Here is a 20,647-nt window from a genome sequence, read left to right as displayed (position 1 = left end):
TAAGTCGAGTCAAGCCAATAAAATGCATTTTCACCAACTTAATACATGCGTACTATTCATTAGCGATCGCATTGTGCCAGTTGCGTAAGTCCTGTGATTTAGATAAGGAAATGCGAGATTTTGCTCAACAGAAGTTGGCAGAATTACAAAAGTATGGAACAAAATCCTCGTTTTCACCCTAATAAGCTGCCCTTGCTTTAATTTGCACAAATAGGCGGGCAAGATGCCATTGGTGTCAAGTTAAGGCAGAAGCCCAAATGTCAAAGGTATGTTCATTGAATTCGGGGTGTCGTTTATTGAATTCGGGCAGTCGTTTATTGAATTCGGGCAGTCGTTTATTGAATTCGGGTAGCCGTTTATTATTTTTGTTCAATTTTAATTTGAGGAGGATAAAATCTAAACACAAAAAGACTTTTCATCCAGTCCCCAGCGATGCACTGCGCCGCCCTGAGCGTAGTCGAAGGGAGCTTGCCGTTTGCGCAGCGTCTCGTAGAGAAGTGTCCCTAGCTATACTAGTTCACCCCAGTGATTTCATCTTAACTTGACACCTATGACAAGATGCCCACCCCACAAGAGATTTATTTTTTGAAGGATGCAAATTAAAATATTTTTAGCTTATTAAACCTCTCAAAGGTAATTTTGCAGGCTACTATCGCTATTGCATTGGTGAGTATCACGTTATTTACCGAATTGATGATGAAACCAATTAGCTTATTGTCACCACTATTGCTCATCGCCGAGACGTGTATGAATAAATATGAAATATACAATCGTTATTCAGTGGTCTGATGAAGATGAGTGTTTTGTTGTGAGTCTTCCTGAATGGGGATTTTGTCATAATCACGGAGATACTTAGAAAGAAGCTTTCAAAAATGCTCAAGAAGTTTTAGAAATGCTGATTGAATCATCTTTGGCAGACGGTCAACCTCTACCAGAGCAAAAAACACTAGAAAAGTCTTTAAAATAATTTCGTAATTCGTAATTTGTCAAATTAGAGAAGCATACGGCGATGCCTTCACAGTAGGCATCGCGGATTTTAGATTTAATCTAATCTAAAATCCCAAATCGAGTTACCGATTCACCGCCGCAGCTTCTCGTGCTGCTGTTGCTTGATCTGGGTGGATACCCAAGCGGGTGAGATTAATCCGACCTTTGTTATCAATTTCGCGCACTTTGATAATCACTTCATCGCCCACCGCTACTTCATCCTCAACTTTGCCAACGCGGTAGTCAGCTAGTTGAGATATGTGAATCATGCCTTCTTTTCCAGGCAAGAATTCCACAAATGCACCTATCGGTATAATCCGAGTAATGCGTCCGGCATAGACATCCCCTTCGTGCAACTTGCGGGTCATGCCTTGGATGATATTTCTGGCTCTTTTGGCCTTGTTCTCATCCACAGCGGAAATTGTCACGGTGCCATCATCTTCGATGTCAATTTTTGCACCAGTTTCCTCTGTGATTCCCTTAATAGTCTTGCCTCCAGGCCCGATAACCAAACCAATCATGTCTGAATCAATCTTGATTGTTAACAGACGTGGAGCATAAGGTGAGGTTTCTGTCCGTGGTGTGTCAATGCAGGCAAGCATTTTCTCCAGAATGTGCAACCGGGCTGCTTTGGCTTGGTGGACGGCTTGGGCTATAACCTCCAAAGACAAACCGGAGATTTTCATATCCATCTGCAAGGCGGTAATCCCGGTATCCGTCCCGGCAACTTTGAAGTCCATGTCGCCTAAAAAGTCTTCAATGCCTTGGATGTCAGTTAGAACTCGTACTTCGTCCCCTTCCTTAATCAGACCCATTGCCGCGCCACTGACGGGTTTGAGAATTGGTACACCAGCATCCATGAGGGCGAGGGTGGAACCGCAGACTGAACCCATTGAGGTGGAACCGTTGGAGGAAAGTACTTCCGATACGATGCGAATCACGTAGGGAAATTGTTCTTTGGACGGTAACACAGGTATTATCGCTCGCTCTGCTAATGCCCCGTGACCAATTTCACGCCTTCCTGGGGCCCGCATTGGCTTGGTTTCACCGACTGAGAAGGGCGGGAAGTTGTAATGATGCAGATAACGCTTGTGCTGATCTAGCTGCATATCATCGTTGAGGTTTTGAGCATCCCCAGGTGTACCCAGAGTACAAGTGGATAATACCTGAGTTAGTTCCCGGTTAAATAAACCGCTGCCGTGGACTCGCTTTGGTAAGACATCAACTAAACAAGAAACCGGACGCACTTGATCGAGTTTACGACCATCAACGCGGACGTTATCTTCGATGATTTGTCGCCGCATGAAGTGTTTGGTAATATCTTTAAAAGTGTTACCAAGTGCCTTCTTATTTGCAGTTGCGGCAACTCGAATTGGGTCTTCTTCTGACAGTTCGGTAATCGTCGCGGCAATTTCATCCTTGACGACATCTAAAGCTGCATCGCGTTCGGGTTTGGTCAAACTAAATTGAGACAGGATTTTCTTAATCTGACCGTTGGCGCGATCGCGGATATAATTTTCTAGCGTTTGGTCTACTTCTGGTGGTGCTTCTTGCACTATTACTAGACCCAATTCTGCAATTAAATCTTGCTGCGCTTTGATTAAGTCCCGCACTGCTTCATAACCAAAGTCAATCGCCTCGAGAATATCTCGCTCTGGCAACTGATTGGCTCCCGCTTCCACCATGATTACGCCATGTGGTGAACCTGCTACTATCAGATCCAAATCTCCCGCTTCGGTTTCTGCATAAGTGGGGTTAATAATGAAATCATCTCCCACTAAACCAACCCGCACTGCTGCCATTGGCCCATTAAAAGGAATCTGGGCAATCAGCGTAGCGATGGAAGCGCCTGTAACTGCTAACACATCGGGTGGAACTAACTCGTCCATCGACAGCGTTAAGGCAATAATTTGCAAGTCATCCCGCAACCATGAGGGGAACAAAGGACGCATGGGACGGTCTATAAGACGGCTGGTGAGAATTGTTTTTTCTGGTGGACGACCTTCGCGCCGCATGATCCCGCCGGGAATCCTACCAGCGGCATATAGCCTTTCTTCGTAATCTACTGTAAGGGGAAGAAAATCAATGCCTTCTCTGGCTTGCGATCGCGTAGCCGTCACTAAAACGGATGTATCCCCTGATTCTATCAAAACCGACCCACCTGCCTGGGGAGCTAGTAGGCCTACTTTCAGTCGAATATCCCTTCCATCGAAGGATATTGACTTATCAACTTCTGCCATTCAGTTTTTTTTCCTTCTCTTTCGCTATTCTCTTTCTGTGGCAATCCTAACATTTATGCCCTATGGCTGACTTCTAGTACATACAAAGATAGACAAGTAGTTTAACGCAAAGTGTGATACAAGATTAGCGCGTCTACCACCTGTCCATTCTCTAGCTTTGCCGCGCCTGGAATTCGCCCAATAATCTCAAATCCTAACGACTGCCAAAGTGTAATTGAAGGTATATTAGTCTCAAAGACCAAATTAAACATTACTGCTTCGTAGCCCAGATTTGCTGCTATCGAAAGCATAGCCTCTCCCATCAACCGTCCTATACCCTGACCGCGAAAGCCTAGTTGTACAATAAAACCAGCGTTGCAAATATGGCTACACCGACCGGGAAAGTTTGGCTTTAAATAAAACGCCCCTAATATTTCTTTTGGCTTGTGTGTAGGATCTACAACAGATGTCCTGACAACAAAGGCATCTTTGCTTAACCAGTAAGCTGAAAATTCTGTAGGAGATAGAGGTTGCTTTTGGGGATAGGTTTCACCTTCAATAATTACAACATTGAGTAACGATCTGACAACCTCCTGTTCTTGAGGATGCATATAATCCAGTTCCACTAACATCCCATTTTTTAAGACTTTAATTAGGGGAAAATTCATTATTAACAATGTTTATGTGGAATATGTACTTAAACATTTATTGTATGAAAAAGTTTGCGAATAAATCTTACTGAGAAAATGCGAAAAGTAGAATATTTGTGGTTTCAATTCTAGAGTTTTGGGAAAATCTGAGTAGTTAGCAAATGGCGATTTTACACTGTAATTGGTTACTAAAAAATCAAAATGGTTGTTTATTTATTTGGGGGGAAACTTGGCGATCGCCACGAGTTAATTTCGAGTCTAATGGATCTGGAAATATCCCAGTACATCCATTGGCAATGACATCAGTTGAGTTGAGTGAGTGGTTGCGTTCCCAGAATATGGCGATTACCAACTTTATCCAGAAACCTCAAGTTGCGTTCGCCCCTGGCGTTGGCGGAGCCATCGCAACTACTGGGCGAACGCGCAAAGCCGCCAGTGCCACTGAAATCAGTTTGCCAACGCACTCTCAAATCATTGCCCTACCAACTTATATTCCAGAAAGCAGTGATGAAGGAACAACAGCGATTTTCCCTGTACATTCTGCCAGCTTGGGCGAAAATACAAACTCCCCGCAATATTTACAACCGTGGCGAGTTGAGGGTTTTTGTCTCAACCCCAGTGAAGCAGTAAAATTTCTCGCTGCTGTTCCCTTAAATGCTGCTAAAGGGGAAGATGCCTTTTTAGGTGGAGATTTACGCTTTTGGTCGCAAGTTGCCCGTTGGAGTTTAGATTTAATCTCACGATGTAAGTTTTTACCAACAATTGACCGAGAATTAGATGGTGCATTTGCTGCCAAATGGCAAGTACTCGTAGATAGTGCAATAGATGGAACCCGCCTAGAAAAATTTTCTGCAACCATGCCGTTGGTTTGTCGCACTTATCAAGAGGGACTGGGGACTGGGGACTGGAGACTGGGGACTGGAGAAGAGTTTTCCCAATCCCTATTTTATGTAGACTTTCCCACAGAAGCTCAAGAATTACTTTTGGGATTTCTCAACAGTACGATAGATGCCCAAGTGCGAGAAATGATGGGTTCTCAACCTCCAATGGAAGCTAAAGCGATGTCTACGACGGGCAACGCCTACCCATCTTTACCAATTGCGGTACGACAATGGTTGCAAGGCTTAACTAGTACATCTGATTCAGTTAATGCAGATGCCATTGAAGTCGAACGATTAGAAGCGGCACTAAAGGCTTGGACTATGCCGCTACAATACCAATTAACTCTTAAAAGTCTATTTCGTACCTGTTTTCAACTGCGTTCTCCAGAGTCTGGCGAAACAGATTGGACATTGGCATATTTTCTACAAGCAGCTGACGATCCTGAGTTTTTGGTGGATGCGGCAACTATTTGGAACAATCCAGTTGAACGATTAGTTTATGAAAATCGGACAATTGATCAACCACAAGAAACATTTTTGCGAGGTTTGGGGGTAGCTTCCCGCTTATATCCAACAATAGTAGCCAGTTTTGAAAGCGAATATCCCCAATCTTCTCGCCTTACCCCCATCCAAGCTTATGAGTTTATCAAAGCTGTAGCTTGGAGGTTGGAAGACAGTGGCTTGGGAGTAATTTTGCCTCCTAGTTTAGCGAACCGCGAAGGATGGGCGAACCGTTTGGGTTTGAAAATTACAGCCGAAACCCCGAAGAAAAAGCAGGGACGTTTAGGATTGCAAAGTCTGCTGAATTTCCAATGGCAATTGGCAATTGGCGGACAGACTATTTCCAAAGCCGAGTTTGATAAACTTGTGGCTTTAAATAGTCCGCTAGTAGAAATTAACGGTGAGTGGGTAGAATTGCGGCCCCAAGATATCAAGACAGCCCAAACATTTTTTACCACTCGCAAAGACCAAATGGCCCTATCCTTGGAAGATGCCTTGCGTTTCAGTACAGGCGATACCCAGGTAATTGAAAAGTTACCAGTGGTTAGCTTTGATGCATCTGGCGCATTGCAAGAGTTGATTGGGGCATTAAATAATAATCAGGCGATCGCACCTTTACCAACACCAACAGGCTTTAAAGGGCAGCTGCGACCTTATCAAGAACGTGGTGCTGCTTGGCTGTCCTTCTTGGAACGTTGGGGCTTGGGTGCGTGTCTCGCAGACGACATGGGACTCGGTAAAACTATTCAGTTCATTGCTTTTTTACTACACTTAAAAGAACAGGATGTACTAGAAAATCCAACACTGCTAGTTTGTCCAACTTCGGTTTTAGGCAACTGGGAAAGGGAAGTCAATAAATTTGCGCCAAGCCTGAAAATTTTGCAATATCACGGTGACAAACGCCCAAAAGGGAAAGCGTTTTTAGAAGCCGTAAAAAAACACGATTTAATCGTTACCAGCTACTCACTGCTTCATCGAGATATCAAGTCATTGCAAAGTGTCTCTTGGCAGATAATTGTTTTAGATGAAGCCCAGAATGTGAAAAATCCAGAGGCGAAGCAGTCAAAAGCTGTGCGGCAATTAGAAGCGACATTTCGCATTGCATTAACGGGGACACCAGTAGAAAATAGATTACAAGAATTATGGTCTATTTTGGATTTTCTCAATCCTGGGTATTTAGGCAATAAGCAATTTTTCCAGCGTCGGTTTGCCATGCCAATTGAAAAGTATGGGGATACCGCTTCTTTGACTCAATTACGTTCATTAGTGCAACCATTTATACTGCGGCGATTGAAAAGCGATCGCGACATCATTCAAGATTTACCAGATAAGCAAGAAATGACCGTATTTTGCGGTTTAACTGGTGAACAAGCTGCACTTTATCAACAAGTTGTAGAACAATCTTTAGTAGAGATAGAATCTGCTGAAGGTTTGCAACGTCGGGGGATGATTTTGGCTTTACTAATCAAACTCAAACAAATCTGCAATCACCCAGCCCAATATTTGAAAGAAGCGACATTAGAGCAACATAATTCAGCTAAACTTCTGCGGTTAGAAGAAATGTTAGAAGAAGTTTTAGCAGAAAGTGATAGAGCTTTAATCTTCACACAATTTGCTGAGTGGGGTAAGTTACTTAAACCCTATTTAGAAAAAAAGCTAGGGCGAGAAATATTCTTTTTATATGGCAGCACCAGTAAAAAACACAGGGAGGAAATGATCGACCGTTTCCAACACGATCCTCAAGGGCCACCGATTATGATTCTTTCTCTAAAAGCAGGTGGAGTAGGACTAAATTTAACACGAGCGAATCATGTATTCCACTTTGATAGATGGTGGAATCCAGCCGTAGAAAATCAAGCCACAGATAGAGTATTTCGGATTGGTCAAACCCGGAATGTGCAAGTACATAAATTTGTCTGCACAGGCACTTTAGAAGAAAAAATTCATGACATGATTGAAAGTAAGAAACAACTAGCTGAACAAGTTGTAGGTGCTGGTGAAGAATGGTTAACTGAAATGGATACAGACCAACTTCGCAACTTATTACTACTCGATCGCAGTGCAGTAATTGACGATGATGCAGAATAAATTCGTAGTCAGGACTTTAGTCCTTAATTTTAGCGCTAAAGCGCTCACTACGAACCTCATAAAAATAATGAGACATACTACTAAGTTTTTAAATTGATTATGACTAATTACACATTACAAGCAAGTCGAGAATGGTGGTCACAACAATGGCTAGATTTGCTAGATTCCTATCGCTTTAAAAAGCGTTTAGAACGTGCGAGAAATTATGCTCGTCAAGGAAACGTTTTGAGTATCGAATTTAAAGGTGCAAAAGTATTGGCTAGGGTGCAAGGTAGTGAAGTAGAACCTTATAAAGTTTCCCTTTCCCTTGAACCTTTTACCGATGAACAGTGGGGTTATGTAATTGAAACCATGTCCCAAAGAGCAATTTTTGCTGCCAAGCTACTAGCAGGAGAAATGCCACAAAATATAGAAGAAGTCTTCACAGCTAATGGTCTTTCAATATTTCCATTTACCCTTGCTGATGTCCAGAGTAAATGCTCTTGTCCTGATAAAGCAAATCCCTGTAAACACATTGGTGCGATATACTATCAGTTAGGCGATCGCTTCAGTGAAGACCCCTTTGTACTATTTCAATTACGCGGACGTTCCAAAGAGCAAATTATCAGCGATTTGCGTAAATTACGTAGTACCAATAAGGAACCCAATACTACAGAAACGCCTGATGTTCAACAGTCAATTCCTAATAATAAATACTCTGTAAAAATTGACTCTTTCTGGCAATACAATGAGCCACTAGAGTCATCCTTGGTAGTGATTGTGCCCTCCAACAGCGAGACGATATTAGATGTATTGGGAGCGGTTCCTCTAGCAAAAGAAGAGGAAAATTCAGTAAATTCAACTTCGAGTGATGTGATAATGAAGTATTTGAATACCGTTTACAGAGATGTGAGCCAGAAGGCTGTTTTAGCAGCGATGAATGTAGGAGAAAGTTGATAATAATTCGTAATTCGTAATGATGAATGAAATTGACTAGAATATTCTCGCCTGAAAACTCTATCCCTTTATGGGTAGAGTATTTACCAATTCTGAATTCTGAATTCTGCCTCCTGATTTATTGTCCAAACTCAAGCCTAGCCTCTTCTACCAAATCAGCAGTCACAACATCTTGTCCTGCTTCACGAGCTAGCTGTTCAATTCTGGCTTTAGCTTGAGAGCGGACAAAAAAGGGAATATTTTGTAACTTTTCCTTAGCTTCGGATGTCCATCGCAAAGCATCAATAAAATTGGTATCATTCATAGATTAGTTACCTTGGCAAATCGCTCACTTTTATTAATAGATTACTAATTTTCCTATAAAAAAAGCCCTTGCTTTTATGCAAGAGCCTTTAAATTAATAGTCCGTGATGAAATAAACTTTACAACCTAATCTAGGTCGTCCATAAACATCACTGGCTCAGTATCGCGGTTAATTCCTTTCTCAAAACCACCAGCAGCAGCCCGTGCGCGACCAGCGTGCCACAAGTGACCAACTAGGAAGAAGAATCCTAGTACGAAGTGAGAAGTCGACAACCAAGCGCGAGGAGATACGTAGTTGAAAGAGTTAATTTCAGTAGCCACACCACCCACGGAGTTCAAAGAACCCAGAGGAGCGTGTGTCATGTATTCAGCAGCGCGACGAGCTTGCCAAGGCTGAATATCATTCTTGATTTTTTCCAAGTCAAGACCATTGGGACCACGTAGAGGCTCCAACCAAGGGCCACGGAAATCCCAGAAACGCATGGTTTCACCACCAAAGATGATTTCACCAGTTGGAGAGCGCATCAGGTATTTACCTAGACCTGTGGGGCCTTGGGCAGAACCGACGTTAGCACCCAAGCGTTGGTCACGAATCAAGAAGGTCAAAGCCTGAGCTTGAGAAGCTTCTGGCCCGGTAGGACCGTAAAATTCGCTGGGGTAAACGGTGTTGTTAAACCAAACATAGATGGAAGCAATGAAGCCCATCAACGACAGAGCGCCCAAGCTGTAGGAGAGGTAAGCCTCACCAGACCAGATGGATGCACGACGTGACCAAGCAAAAGGCTTGGTAAGAATGTGGAAAATACCGCCAGAAATTAAGATAAAGGCAATCCAGATGTGACCACCTACCACATCTTCTAAATTATCGACGCTAACAATCCAGCCTTCGCCACCAAAGGGAGACTTGATTACATAACCGAAGATAACGGCTGGGTTCAATGTCGGATTGGTAATAATCCGAACATCACCACCGCCTGGTGCCCAGGTGTCATACAACCCACCAAAGAACATTGCCTTTGCTACCAACAGCAATGCACCGAATCCCAAAATAATCAGGTGGAACCCGATGATGTTGGTCATCTTGTTCTTGTCTTTCCAATCGTAACCAAAGAAAGAAGAGTATTCTTCTAAGGTTTCTGGCCCACGGACGGCATGATAGATACCGCCAAAGCCAAGGACGGCTGAAGAAATTAGGTGGAGTACACCGACCACAAAGTAGGGGAAGGTATCGATGACTTCACCACCAGCACCAACACCCCAACCCTGACTGGCGAGGTGAGGTAACAGGATCAAGCCCTGTTCATACATGGGCTTTTCAGGAATGAAGTGAGCGACTTCAAACAAAGTCATCGCTCCAGCCCAGAATACAATCAAACCAGCGTGCGCAACGTGAGCGCCCAGCAGTTTACCAGATAGGTTAATTAAACGTGCGTTACCAGACCACCAAGCAAATCCAGTGGATTCTTGGTCGCGTCCAGCACCGCCTAAGATATTTGGTCTATTAGAGAGCGTTACCACGTGGTAATACCTCCTCAGGGAATACAAATTGTTCGTGGGGTTGATCTTGAGGAGCCATCCAAGCGCGGATACCCTCGTTCAGCAAAATGTTTTTGGTATAGAAGGTTTCAAACTCTGGGTCTTCCGCCGCCCGCAATTCTTGGGAGACGAAATCATAAGCCCGCAGGTTGAGTGCTAAACCGACGATGCCGACGGCGCTCATCCACAAGCCTGTGACTGGCACGAACAACATAAAGAAGTGCAACCAGCGCTTGTTAGAGAAAGCAATCCCGAAAATCTGTGACCAGAAACGGTTTGCCGTCACCATTGAGTAGGTTTCTTCCGACTGGGTAGGATTGAAGGCGCGGAAGGTGTTAGCACCATCACCATCTTCAAACAAGGTATTCTCAACTGTGGCACCATGAATGGCGCACAATAAAGCACCACCCAATACACCCGCAACACCCATCATGTGGAAGGGGTTGAGTGTCCAGTTATGGAACCCTTGCAGGAATAGTAGGAATCGGAAAATTGCCGCCACCCCAAAGCTGGGTGCAAAGAACCAGCTAGATTGTCCCAAGGGGTACATCAGAAATACGCTGACGAATACCGCAATGGGAGCTGAGAAGGCGAGGGCGTTATAAGGACGGATTCCTACTAGACGCGCAATTTCAAATTGCCGCAACATGAAGCCAATCAAACCGAAGGCTCCGTGTAGGGCCACAAATGGCCACAAGCCACCCAGTTGGAACCAACGGGTGAGGTCGCCTTGGGCTTCTGGACCCCACAACAGCAATAGGGAATGTCCCATGCTGTCGGCGGGGGTGGATACTGCTACTGTCAGGAAGTTAGCACCTTCTAAGTAGGAGGAGGCTAATCCGTGGGTGTACCAAGAGGTGACGAAGGTGGTGCCGGTCAGCCAACCGCCTAGTGCTAGGAAGGCGCAGGGAAATAATAGTATCCCTGACCAACCTACGAATACGAAGCGATCGCGCTTAAGCCAGTCGTCTAGAACGTCAAACCACCCTCTACTGGGGGCGCGTCCAACTGCGATGGTCATCGGACTAAAATCCTCTTTTTTTACTAAAATTGCAACGTTTCTAAGGCATTACGGAAAGCCAATGTCACCGACTGCCATGAGGAATTAACGTTTTTTTTGACAATCTCAACTGCTTTTAAGTAACTGAGATTCTGAGAGCTTACTGACTAGTTAAGTCATTATTTCTCAGGGTTATGACATTACACGTACCATCGGCTAGTAATCTAGCTTGTGGTAACTTAATGATTCTTAACTTATCACACTACTCAGGGTTTTTGCCTGATACACAGAAGCAAATTAGGCATGAAACACGAACCTTATAAATAATATGAATATCAGAAATTTTACAATTTGACACAACTTTTCTCAGAAATCTGAAAAAATTTAATGTAGATAGACGTAGGTAGGTAACTCATTTCAAGAGGTCAAAAAGAGGCAGGGAGAGGATAGTAGGGACTAAGAGGGTCAGAAGGGCAGGGAGAAAGAATTTTGACCGGCCATTGAGTGAAAAAATAGTACAACATTCCCTAAAAAATTATATCGGTAGCAGGAACATGGAAGGGCGCAGTTGAGTTTTTGTCAACGATGTTTGGTAAAATGCGGATAGTGACTTCGCCAGCACGGTCGTTGATACACCTCTGGAAAACCTATGTGAAACGTTAGACAAGGAGAAAGGAAGTTGGCACATCTTGACTAAATACAAATAGCCTAAGTGGTTTGTCCCGTAGTACAAGGAAGCCAGCATTATGCGGGACAGTAAAATTTGTAGGGTGCAAAGTGAAAAATTTATAGTCTGCGGAAGGGTTCCCGTGGACTTAAAACATAGCTCTGGGTGCCTCCTAAGCAATAGCCGGATTGGCACAAGAACCCACCACTCAATGCTTTTGCATTCAGTGTGCGAGTATGTGACAGCGAGTATCTCACGGGCAATGGTAGTTCAATGACGACATCAACAACGATTAACAAAGGCGATCGCCTCCTGCACCAAAATGTTCTCGGTTCTCGTCGGTTCAGTAACTACTGGTGGGCAACTATCGTTACCTTGGGAGCAAGCGGCTTTTTATTGGCTGGTATATCTAGTTATTTAAAAGTTAATTTACTCATAGTTTCCGATCCAACCCAACTGGTATTCGTTCCTCAAGGATTGGTAATGGGGTTATATGGTACTGCTGGCTTGCTATTAGCCACATACCTGTGGCTAGTGATTTTATTGGATGTTGGAGGCGGTTACAACGAATTTAATCAGGAAACTGGCACAATCAAAATCTTCCGCTGGGGGTTTCCTGGTAAAAACCGCCGAATTCAGATTGATAGCCGCATAGAAGATGTCCAATCTGTACTAATAGACGTAAAAGAAGGTCTTAACCCCCGTCGCGCCCTCTATCTACGCATTAAGGGACGGCGAGATATACCCTTAACACGGGTTGGACAACCCTTATCTTTAACAGAGTTGGAAACAGAAGGCGCAAAGTTAGCCCGCTTTTTGGGAGTGTCGCTAGAAGGACTTTAAGGGAATGGGGTAGAGGTTACAGGGTACAAAGTACAGATTAATTCCCTATCACCTTTTAGCTGTCACCTCTCCCCTAATCTCAATGCACCTCAAAACGATAAGATACTCTGGTTAAATCGGTAACAGGCAATGCGGTTAAAAATTTCACAATTTTTGCTTTCTCTTGTGATTATCAGTGCCTTGATGTTGGCAGGATGTTCAACACAGCAAGTCGCTTCTAATACGTCTTCTCCAAACTCGACTGCTACCTCGACCACAAACGAGGCAAGCACCAAGACAACTAGTGAAGCAACTTCTGTATCTCAAACTAGTAGTGAGAGTGTTCCTGGACTGGCAGATTTACCGCGCCTCGAAGGCAAGGCTACTGTGGTAATGACGGTTAAAGGTTCGCCGATTACTATTGAAGTAGACGGTACTGATGCCCCAATTACAGCTGGCAACTTCGTAGATTTAGTGCAAAAGGGTGTTTACGATGGTTTAGCTTTCCATCGAGTTGTACGCGAACCCCAACCGTTTGTAGTTCAAGGGGGCGATCCCAAAAGCAAAGACCCGAAAGTTCCAGCAGATCAACTAGGAACTGGTAGCTATATTGACCCAAAAACGGGAAATGCTCGCTATATACCTTTAGAAGTTAAGCCAAAAGGTTCGGATACTCCGATTTACAATAAACCATTTGATGCTACTGCTCAAGCTGTCGTATTGCCCCATAAACAGGGTGCAGTAGCGATGGCGCGATCGCAATCACCAGACTCTGCTTCTGCCCAGTTTTACTTTGCTTTGGCGGATCTAGCATTTTTGGATGGTAACTACGCCGTATTTGGCAATGTCACTCAAGGCTTTGATGTCGTAAACAAAATTCAGCAAGGCGATCGCATTGACTCCGCTAAAGTTACTCAAGGTGCTGAAAACCTGAAAACACCAGGAAGGAAAGTAGAGGAAGAGGGCAGGGAGCAGGGAGCAGGGGGAGAATAACTACTAATTTCTAACTCCTAACTTCTAAATTGGTAAAGGTTGTTGTTACTGGTATTGGTTTAGTTTCCGCTTTGGGTGGAAGCTTGGAGGATAGCTGGAGAAATTTAATCGCAGGTAAATCTGGAATTCGGTTACATCAACCATTTCCAGAACTTACACCACTTCCTCTAGGTTTGATTGCTCAACAACCATCTGAGTTGACAATGTTAACTCGGATGGTTGTTGCTTCTGCTTTACAAGATTCTGGGTTAGTTGCACCTTTAGCTGATTGTGCTGTAGTTATTGGATCGAGTCGCTCTTATCAAGCGTCTTGGGAGAAGTTGACACGGCAAATTTATAGTGACGCGAAAAATTTTCCCGTGTCCTCTTTGGGAAATTGGCTAGATACATTACCTCATATAAATGCGATCGCAGCTGCAAGGCAAATAGGTGCATCAGGAATGGTTTTGGCACCGATGGCAGCTTGTGCGACTGGAATTTGGTCTATTGCCCAAGCAGCTATGCTTATCCAAACTGGGCAATGTCAACAGGCGATCGCTGGTGCAGTAGAAGCACCAATTACACCCTTAACTTTAGCTGGCTTTCAGCAGATGGGTGCTTTGGCGAAAACTGGGGCTTATCCCTTTGATTTGCACCGGGAAGGCTTAGTGTTGGGCGAAGGCGCAGCTGTGTTTGTCTTGGAATCAGCAGAGTTGGCAAAACAGCGTCAAGCAAAAGTGTATGGTGAAATTCTTGGTTTTGGTTTAACTAACGACGCATATCATGGTAATTCGCCAGAACCTGAAGGCAAAAGTGCGATCGCTGCCATCAAACAATGTTTAGAACGTAGTTGTCTCTTACCAACCGATATCGATTACATTCATGCTCATGGCACAGCTACCCAGCTAAATGACCAGATGGAGAGCATGGTAATCCAGCGTTTGTTTCCCCAAGGCTTGGCAGTTAGTTCCACCAAGGGAAGCACAGGTCATACATTAGGAGCATCTGGAGCTTTAGGTGTAGCTTTTTCTCTGATGGCATTAAGGCATCAAATATTACCGCCTTGTGTGGGATTGCAGCAACCAGAGTTTGATTTGGATTTAGTTACGGCAGCACGTCTCAGTAGAATTCGCCAGGTATTATGTTTAAGTTTTGGCTTTGGTGGGCAGAATGCTGCGATCGCTTTAGCAAGGTAAAAATTTGTGGGTTTAACTATCTGACCAACATAATATATTAATTTTTATTAAGGCACACACAGCTGCGCGTCTTTAGGAAAGGTGATTTTTGAATAATTTTCACATATCAGAATATAAAATATAAAACTGTAACAAAAACTACAAAAAACTTGTTTTTCTAAAAAAAAAGGATAAGCTTAAGTACAGATGAGATCCGGTTCGCAAAGATACCGTGATTAGGAGAAAATTTATGATTTCAAAATCCTCGTTGCTGTCAGAACCTGCTTCTCCAGCGCATATATGCCCCTTTGACCAAGCCTGTAGTTACTTAGAAGCGGCAGCTAAAGAATTAAATTTAAATCAGGGTTTGCTAGAAATTCTCAGCCATCCGCGTAAGGTTGTCACGGTTTCCATTCCTGTGAAACTAGATGATGGGGAAATACAAGTTCTCGCTGGACACCGGGTGCAGCACTCTGATGTCTTAGGACCATACAAGGGTGGAATTCGTTTCCATCCGGCTGTGACATTGCGCGAAGTATCCGCTCTAGCAATGTTGATGACCTGGAAATGCGCCTTGTTAGGTATTCCTTACGGTGGTGGAAAGGGTGGCATTGCTATAGATCCCAAACGCTACAGTGTTGGCGAATTAGAGCGAATCAGCCGCCGTTATATCAGCGAGTTGATTAAAGATATTGGGCCTTCCGTAGATATTCCTGCGCCAGATATGGGTACTTCTGCCCGTGAAATGGCTTGGATGATGGACACTTACTCTGTGAATGTCGGTCATGCTGTACCAGGAGTTGTAACTGGGAAACCCCTTTCTATTGGTGGTTCTCTGGGACGAGAAATGGCAACCGGACGTGGCACGATGATTATTGTCCGTGAGGCGTTAGCAGATCGAGGTAAATCCTTGGCTGGAGTGCAAGTAGCTATTCAGGGTTTCGGTAATGTTGGCTGTGCCGCAGCGGAATTACTATATGAAGCAGGCGCGAAAATTATTGCTGTTTCAACTGGTGCTGGGGGAATATTCTCCGAAGTTGGTCTTGATATTCCCAAGTTAAAAGTCTACGCCGCTGAAAATCGCAAGAGTATTGTGGGTTTCCCGCAATCTGTACCAATTAGCAATGCAGATTTATTAACTCTACCCTGCGATGTCTTAATACCAGCGGCTTTGGAGAACCAAATCACTGAAGAAAATGTGAATCAGGTACAGGCGCAGATTGTTGCAGAGGCAGCTAACGGCCCGGTTACTCTTGAGGCTAACTTGGCGTTAGAGGCGCGGGGTGTGACAGTGCTACCGGACATCTTGGCAAATGCTGGCGGTGTAGTAGTCAGTTATTTAGAGTGGGTGCAGGGTCTTTCTTACGTATTTTGGGATGAGGAGCGCGTCAACCGCGAAATGGAGCATTTGATGGTGCAAGCGTACCGTAAGGTGATTCATCAATCGGAGGTGCGCCAAATTTCTTTAAGGTTAGCAGCTTACACGCTGGGGGTAGGTAGAGTGGCTCAGGCACTGACTGACAGGGGTCTTTATCCTTAATATTTGGGCATAGACAGCAATTTTTAATTGAATAGATAAGATATAAGGGCACAATATTGTTTTGTGCCCTTATATTTTATAAATAGCCAGTGTTTCTGTTAAGCGATCGCTACAACATAACTCAATACGGTTCAGTTAAAGCTAAAACTCTTTGTCAAAGTCAACTTTTTTAACGTAGACGCTTCTCTACGAGACGCTACGCGAACGGCTTCCCGCAGGAGTACCGCAGAGGCGCAGAGGAAACAGAGAGAAGAGAAAAATGCTTAACCCAAGCGTATTGCAACATAACTAGTGGTCTGTCTCATTAAATCCTTACGACTGCCCAGAAGGTGCGGCAGCATGAATCAAGTCTGGCTTCTCGTCACTAGGAGGACGCTCAATAGTTTGATCCGATGTGGGACGTTGATGGCGATCGCGAGTTTCTATCTGCACAGGTTGACCAGTTTCAATTGACTGATAAAGTGCTTGAATGATACTAACATCAATCAATCCTTCCGTTCCAGATGGCTCTGGGTCTTTATCTTGCAGAATACAATCAGAGAAGTAGGTAAATTCAGCCGCTAGTTGATCGCGATCCTTAAAAGTCCGCTCTTGGGTTTCACCATTAATTGTTAAGTAATGCTTGATTTCTCCCTGCCAAGAATATGCAGGTTCTACTCGCAAATCGCCTTGAGTACCTACAACCTGATAGGTTGAAACACCTGCCCCTCCAAAGCTACAGGTAAATGTTGCTAATCGCTCATTGGGGAAACGTAAGATAATACTAGTCATTTCTTCCACTTCGCTGAAGCGTTGTTCTCCCTTATTGGCAGCTACAGCAAATACTTCAATTGGTTCATCTTGAAATAGATAACGTGCAGCATTAAGGCAGTAGATGCCAATATCATAGAGCGTGCCGCCACCTGTAACATCTCGTAAACGAATATTGCCTTCTTCTACTTGCTGAGTAAAAACCGAGTTGAAAATTCGTGGTTCACCAATTTGCTTTGAACGCAAAATTTCAACTGCTTGTAAATTAGCTTCTTCTAAATGTAAGCGGTAGGCAATCATCAGCTTCACATTATTGTCATTGGCAGCTTTAATCATTGCCTCACACTCTTCTTCTGTTACTGCCATTGGCTTTTCACATAACACATGAATTGCCTGATTAGCAGCCCGCACAGTGAAGTCACAATGCAAGTGATTGGGCAACGCAATATAAACTGCGTCAACCTCGCCGCTTGCCAGACAGTCCTCATACTCCTCGTAAGAGTAAGTATGATTAATACCGTACTTTTTGCTCAGTTCTTCGCTTTTTTTGGGGTCATCTGAAACCAGTGCGACTAATTCCGAGTTTTCAGCGTGGACAAAGGAAGGTAAGGCAGCTTGTTGGGCAAACCAACCTAAACCAACAACGGCGTAACGAATTTTGTTCTTACCATTTGTAGTAGTCATTTTTCTACTCTTTGGGAATATTTTGCTAATTTTAATGCCCTAATTACGTGTAAAATATGGGGAACTATTTATGCTTATGCAAACAAACATTTAGAACCAAGTACATTACTACATTGCTAATGCAGCTTCTACATTTGACACCAACTTAGCTTTAGTTTCTTGAAACTCCTGTCCCAATCCAGTTAGTTCCCGATCGCTCATACATTCGCGCACAGCATTAAAAATTTCGCTTTCTTCTTCTACATGATTCTCAAGTATTTCCTTCAATTCGCTCATTTTTTCTTGAAACTCAGCTTGAGTAGGCTTAAGAGCTTTAATTTCTTCTAAAATAACTGAAACTTCTTCATGTTCTTCTTCAGCTTTTTCAACATATTGTTCAGTTTCTTCGTATTCTCGCAAAGCTGGGTACAAGACTAATTCTTCAGTTCTTGCGTGTAAGATCAATTCTATATAGATTTGATTGAATTGCTCAACCAACTTTGCACCTTTAGCTTTTTCTGCTTCTGCAAAAAGTTTTTCAACTTGGTGATGCTCTGCTGCAATTAATGAAAGAATATCTGTTGATTTGGCTTTAGTTTTAGCCATTTTTACCTCAGTAATAATCGATTTATCGGACTGATATTTGGAGGTTAATGAATGGGAACTCGTATATTCTCAATGACTTGGGAAATGAAAACCTCATTCTTTGAGTAAGCTTTAATTTAGACTTAAGGAATATTTTCGGTATTGCACCTTGACTGAAATTCATAACCTCAGCATGATGGATGCTGAGTATGTGGCGTTAGCAGGTCAAAGCTACAACCCAAACCTCGAACATCGGCTAAAGATTCCCACACAGTACACTGCTAAATTGCTTTTGCACCTTAGCTAGAGTTGATATATTTTTGCTGAAACACCAAAGCTGACGCTGATAAGTGATTCGTAAAGAAAATCTTAAGGATACTCAACTCGTTACAAGTCTGAGTTTCAGCGAATAAGTGCTTTATTAACTTAAATTCCTAAAACCCTTACAAGACAAGTACTTTACTTAAATTACAAATTAGCTCTGAAACCTTTAGTGGTATGGGTATTGAACACAACTAAGTTCTGCTTGTATTTGATGTTACAACAGAAATGACAATTAGTTACTTAGTATTTATGACAACTAACCTTCAGGAACAGGGATTATTGTTTCTGCGTCAAGCGCTTGATAACTCCACAGCCGATTTTCGCCCTGGACAGTGGGAAGCTATTGAAGAGTTACTCAAAGTGCGATCGCGCTTACTCGTTGTTCAACGCACTGGTTAGGGTAATAAGTCTATTTATAACCAACAACTCAACTTTCCTTATTATGATGGTGTAACAGGAGGGTAGTTTTATTTTGGTAAAGGTAAAAATATTGAGCTAGAGTCAACCGATTTTGGATTTTGGATTTTGGATTTTGGATTTGTTTCACCCACAAGGGATGAAGCATGAATCAAAAAAATCTAAAAGACGCTCTCTAGGAAACGCTGCGCGTAGCTTGCAACTCTTACAGAGTACGCGGACTCGCTAACGCTCCGCTATCGGCAATCTAAAATCTAAAATTGGCACAGTCAAAGATTACAACCAATTTGGGGTAGAAGCTTAATTGAGATAAATTAAAAAAATACTAGGAATTCGGCTAGTGTATGGTGGAACCAATAATCCAATCAGTAACTCAAACCTTATACGACCAAGATTATTACCTGTGGCTGAGGACAACCATCAATCAACTTCGCACTGGACAGTTTTCTGCTGTTGATTTGGAGAATTTGTTAGAAGAGTTAGAAACTATGGGTAGAAGGGAGAAGCGAACAATTGAAAGTTTATTAATTAAGCTTCTTCAACATCAACTAAAACTCAAGTGTTGGGATAAAGAACGAGAACGTAATCAAGGACATTGGAAAGGAGAAATCAGAACTTTTCGCAGAGAGATTAAAAAAGCTCTTAAAGATAGTCCTAGCTTAAAACCTTACATTTTAGAAATATTTGATGAATGTTATCAAGACGCAAGGAAAGAAGCAAGCGATCGCTCTCAACTTGCCATTGACATATTTCCTCTTATACCCATTGGCTCTTTAGAACAAATCTTAGATGAAAACTGGTTTCCTGAATATAACCACAATCATCATGGTAAACCCGATTAAAATGAATACGCAACTTGGGTTTCCATAGGAGTATGCAGACGTGCAGCCGGACTTAATAGGCTTGGAAATTAGTAAGGGTGAACTAAGACGTTTGACTGGGTTCGATCCAGAAGACGTTTTTCGACCCTCGGTTTTGCGAGATGGCAAAAAGCGATTAGGGTTTTTTCTCAGTGAAATGCTGGTAACGCTGGCGCTAACGCCAATAATTGTGGGCTTTGTTTACGCGTTTATTATTCTGCCAACAATTGGTTCTTCAGTTCGACTAGGAATTCTTTTACTAATTTTAGTGCCAATGCCGATATTAGTGGGGCGATGGCTGTGGCGACAATTAACCTGTCCTGAAGGACTGACAATACTTTTAGATGAAGTTGATAAATATCATGACCTAGTTGCTGCTATAGATATTAATGACCAATTAGCAGCATCAGGAAACTTAGAAAGCAGTATCCATGACCGAGATAAAGTAACCTCTGCCTTGCAACTGATTCGAGAAGATTTAGTCCGCGCTTTGAAAACGGAACGAATTTTGCGAGATAATAAAAAATTGCTTGCTAATAACCAAGAGTTATTTGTGAATAATTTAGCCAGTCTGCGAGCTTTAGAAGTTAGTAGTCAAGCAGGCGAATATGCTCAACTGCTAAATCAATCATTGCAAATTGCGATCGATGTGCAAGCAGAAATTAGAAAATTGCAGAAAGGCTAAGAGAATGTTTGTAAAAGTGGCTACACGAGACTTTACCTGCCTCCACAGGTTAGGAAATCCTTGATTTTGATAGTCCACCTCCGTGA

At 43.1% G+C, this 20,647-nt stretch carries 18 protein-coding genes and 1 pseudogene; 12 read left to right on the top strand and 7 right to left on the bottom strand.

Features of this window, described 5'->3' with window-relative positions; all coding sequences use genetic code 11:
* Together V7K44_RS24150 and V7K44_RS24145 are read left to right on the top strand one after the other, a co-directional pair.
* Positions 1-182, top strand: a 182-nt coding sequence (locus V7K44_RS24150; protein WP_334935139.1) for a hypothetical protein, incomplete at its 5' end; no start/stop codon positions are given.
* Positions 183-757: 575 nt separating this feature from the next.
* A pseudogene (locus V7K44_RS24145) lies at positions 758-967 on the top strand (type II toxin-antitoxin system HicB family antitoxin).
* 103 nt (positions 968-1,070) lie between these two features.
* Here the strand turns inward: V7K44_RS24145 and V7K44_RS24140 are convergent.
* Positions 1,071-3,227: a polyribonucleotide nucleotidyltransferase gene (locus V7K44_RS24140; protein ID WP_334935137.1), complete on the bottom strand. Its 2,157-nt coding sequence runs from the start codon at positions 3,225-3,227 to the stop codon at positions 1,071-1,073.
* A gap of 101 nt (positions 3,228-3,328) precedes the next feature.
* Positions 3,329-3,874 carry a GNAT family N-acetyltransferase gene (locus V7K44_RS24135; RefSeq protein ID WP_334935135.1) on the bottom strand — a complete coding sequence of 182 codons (546 nt, stop codon included), beginning with the start codon at positions 3,872-3,874 and terminating at the stop codon, positions 3,329-3,331.
* Between the two features lie 143 nt (positions 3,875-4,017).
* On the opposite strand from V7K44_RS24135, the gene V7K44_RS24130 reads away from it, so the two are divergent.
* Together V7K44_RS24130 and V7K44_RS24125 are read left to right on the top strand one after the other, a co-directional pair.
* Entirely contained in the window at positions 4,018-7,326 is a 3,309-nt protein-coding gene (locus tag V7K44_RS24130; RefSeq protein WP_334935133.1) for a DEAD/DEAH box helicase, read from the top strand.
* Between the two features lie 99 nt (positions 7,327-7,425).
* Positions 7,426-8,262 carry an SWIM zinc finger family protein gene (locus tag V7K44_RS24125; RefSeq protein WP_334935131.1) on the top strand — a complete coding sequence of 279 codons (837 nt, stop codon included), beginning with the start codon at positions 7,426-7,428 and terminating at the stop codon, positions 8,260-8,262.
* 118 nt (positions 8,263-8,380) lie between these two features.
* Here V7K44_RS24125 and V7K44_RS24120 read toward each other — a convergent pair whose 3' ends face one another.
* The 3 genes from V7K44_RS24120 to psbD form a co-directional block, all read right to left on the bottom strand.
* Complete coding sequence (locus tag V7K44_RS24120) at positions 8,381-8,566, bottom strand: PCP reductase family protein (protein ID WP_334935129.1); 186 nt, start codon at positions 8,564-8,566, stop codon at positions 8,381-8,383.
* Between the two features lie 125 nt (positions 8,567-8,691).
* A complete protein-coding gene (gene psbC / locus V7K44_RS24115) occupies positions 8,692-10,083 on the bottom strand; it encodes a photosystem II reaction center protein CP43 (RefSeq protein WP_334935126.1) in 1,392 nt (463 codons plus the stop codon).
* Positions 10,067-11,122, bottom strand: a complete 1,056-nt coding sequence (gene psbD / locus V7K44_RS24110; protein WP_012409998.1) for a photosystem II D2 protein (photosystem q(a) protein) — start codon at positions 11,120-11,122, stop codon at positions 10,067-10,069. Before psbD ends, psbC begins: the two co-directional genes overlap by 17 nt.
* Positions 11,123-12,041: 919 nt before the next feature.
* On the opposite strand from psbD, the gene V7K44_RS24105 reads away from it, so the two are divergent.
* The 4 genes from V7K44_RS24105 (at position 12,042) to V7K44_RS24090 (ending at position 16,277) form a co-directional block, all read left to right on the top strand.
* A complete protein-coding gene (locus V7K44_RS24105) occupies positions 12,042-12,611 on the top strand; it encodes a photosystem I assembly protein Ycf4 (RefSeq protein WP_334935124.1) in 570 nt (189 codons plus the stop codon).
* A gap of 129 nt (positions 12,612-12,740) precedes the next feature.
* Entirely contained in the window at positions 12,741-13,583 is an 843-nt protein-coding gene (locus V7K44_RS24100; protein ID WP_334935122.1) for a peptidylprolyl isomerase, read from the top strand.
* A 29-nt stretch (positions 13,584-13,612) separates the two neighbouring features.
* Positions 13,613-14,758: a beta-ketoacyl-ACP synthase gene (locus tag V7K44_RS24095; RefSeq protein ID WP_334935120.1), complete on the top strand. Its 1,146-nt coding sequence runs from the start codon at positions 13,613-13,615 to the stop codon at positions 14,756-14,758.
* A 229-nt stretch (positions 14,759-14,987) separates the two neighbouring features.
* The gene (locus V7K44_RS24090) at positions 14,988-16,277 is read left to right on the top strand and encodes a Glu/Leu/Phe/Val family dehydrogenase (RefSeq protein WP_334935118.1); all 1,290 of its coding nucleotides are present in this window, start codon (positions 14,988-14,990) and stop codon (positions 16,275-16,277) included.
* Between the two features lie 312 nt (positions 16,278-16,589).
* Here V7K44_RS24090 and V7K44_RS24085 read toward each other — a convergent pair whose 3' ends face one another.
* Both V7K44_RS24085 and V7K44_RS24080 read right to left on the bottom strand, forming a co-directional pair.
* Positions 16,590-17,711: a Gfo/Idh/MocA family oxidoreductase gene (locus V7K44_RS24085; RefSeq protein WP_334935116.1), complete on the bottom strand. Its 1,122-nt coding sequence runs from the start codon at positions 17,709-17,711 to the stop codon at positions 16,590-16,592.
* Positions 17,712-17,819: 108 nt separating this feature from the next.
* Complete coding sequence (locus V7K44_RS24080) at positions 17,820-18,296, bottom strand: hemerythrin domain-containing protein (RefSeq protein WP_334935113.1); 477 nt, start codon at positions 18,294-18,296, stop codon at positions 17,820-17,822.
* A 148-nt stretch (positions 18,297-18,444) separates the two neighbouring features.
* Here V7K44_RS24080 and V7K44_RS24075 point away from each other — a divergent pair, with 148 nt between their 5' ends.
* The 4 genes from V7K44_RS24075 to V7K44_RS24060 all read left to right on the top strand — a co-directional run bounded on the left by V7K44_RS24075 (position 18,445) and on the right by V7K44_RS24060 (position 20,561).
* Complete coding sequence (locus V7K44_RS24075) at positions 18,445-18,582, top strand: hypothetical protein (RefSeq protein WP_334935111.1); 138 nt, start codon at positions 18,445-18,447, stop codon at positions 18,580-18,582.
* Positions 18,583-18,848: 266 nt separating this feature from the next.
* Positions 18,849-18,998, top strand: coding sequence for a hypothetical protein (locus V7K44_RS24070; protein ID WP_334935109.1), 150 nt, complete (start codon positions 18,849-18,851; stop codon positions 18,996-18,998).
* 362 nt (positions 18,999-19,360) lie between these two features.
* Positions 19,361-19,858, top strand: coding sequence for a DUF29 domain-containing protein (locus tag V7K44_RS24065; protein WP_334935107.1), 498 nt, complete (start codon positions 19,361-19,363; stop codon positions 19,856-19,858).
* A 40-nt stretch (positions 19,859-19,898) separates the two neighbouring features.
* The gene (locus V7K44_RS24060; RefSeq protein WP_334935105.1) at positions 19,899-20,561 is read left to right on the top strand and encodes a hypothetical protein; all 663 of its coding nucleotides are present in this window, start codon (positions 19,899-19,901) and stop codon (positions 20,559-20,561) included.
* Positions 20,562-20,647 lie beyond the last annotated feature (86 nt).

Source organism: Nostoc sp., from assembly GCF_036917235.1.
Taxonomy (GTDB): Bacteria; Cyanobacteriota; Cyanobacteriia; order Cyanobacteriales; family Nostocaceae; genus Nostoc.
Note: the sequence above shows the minus strand (reverse complement) of the source record. Positions and strands in the feature narration are given on the sequence as shown.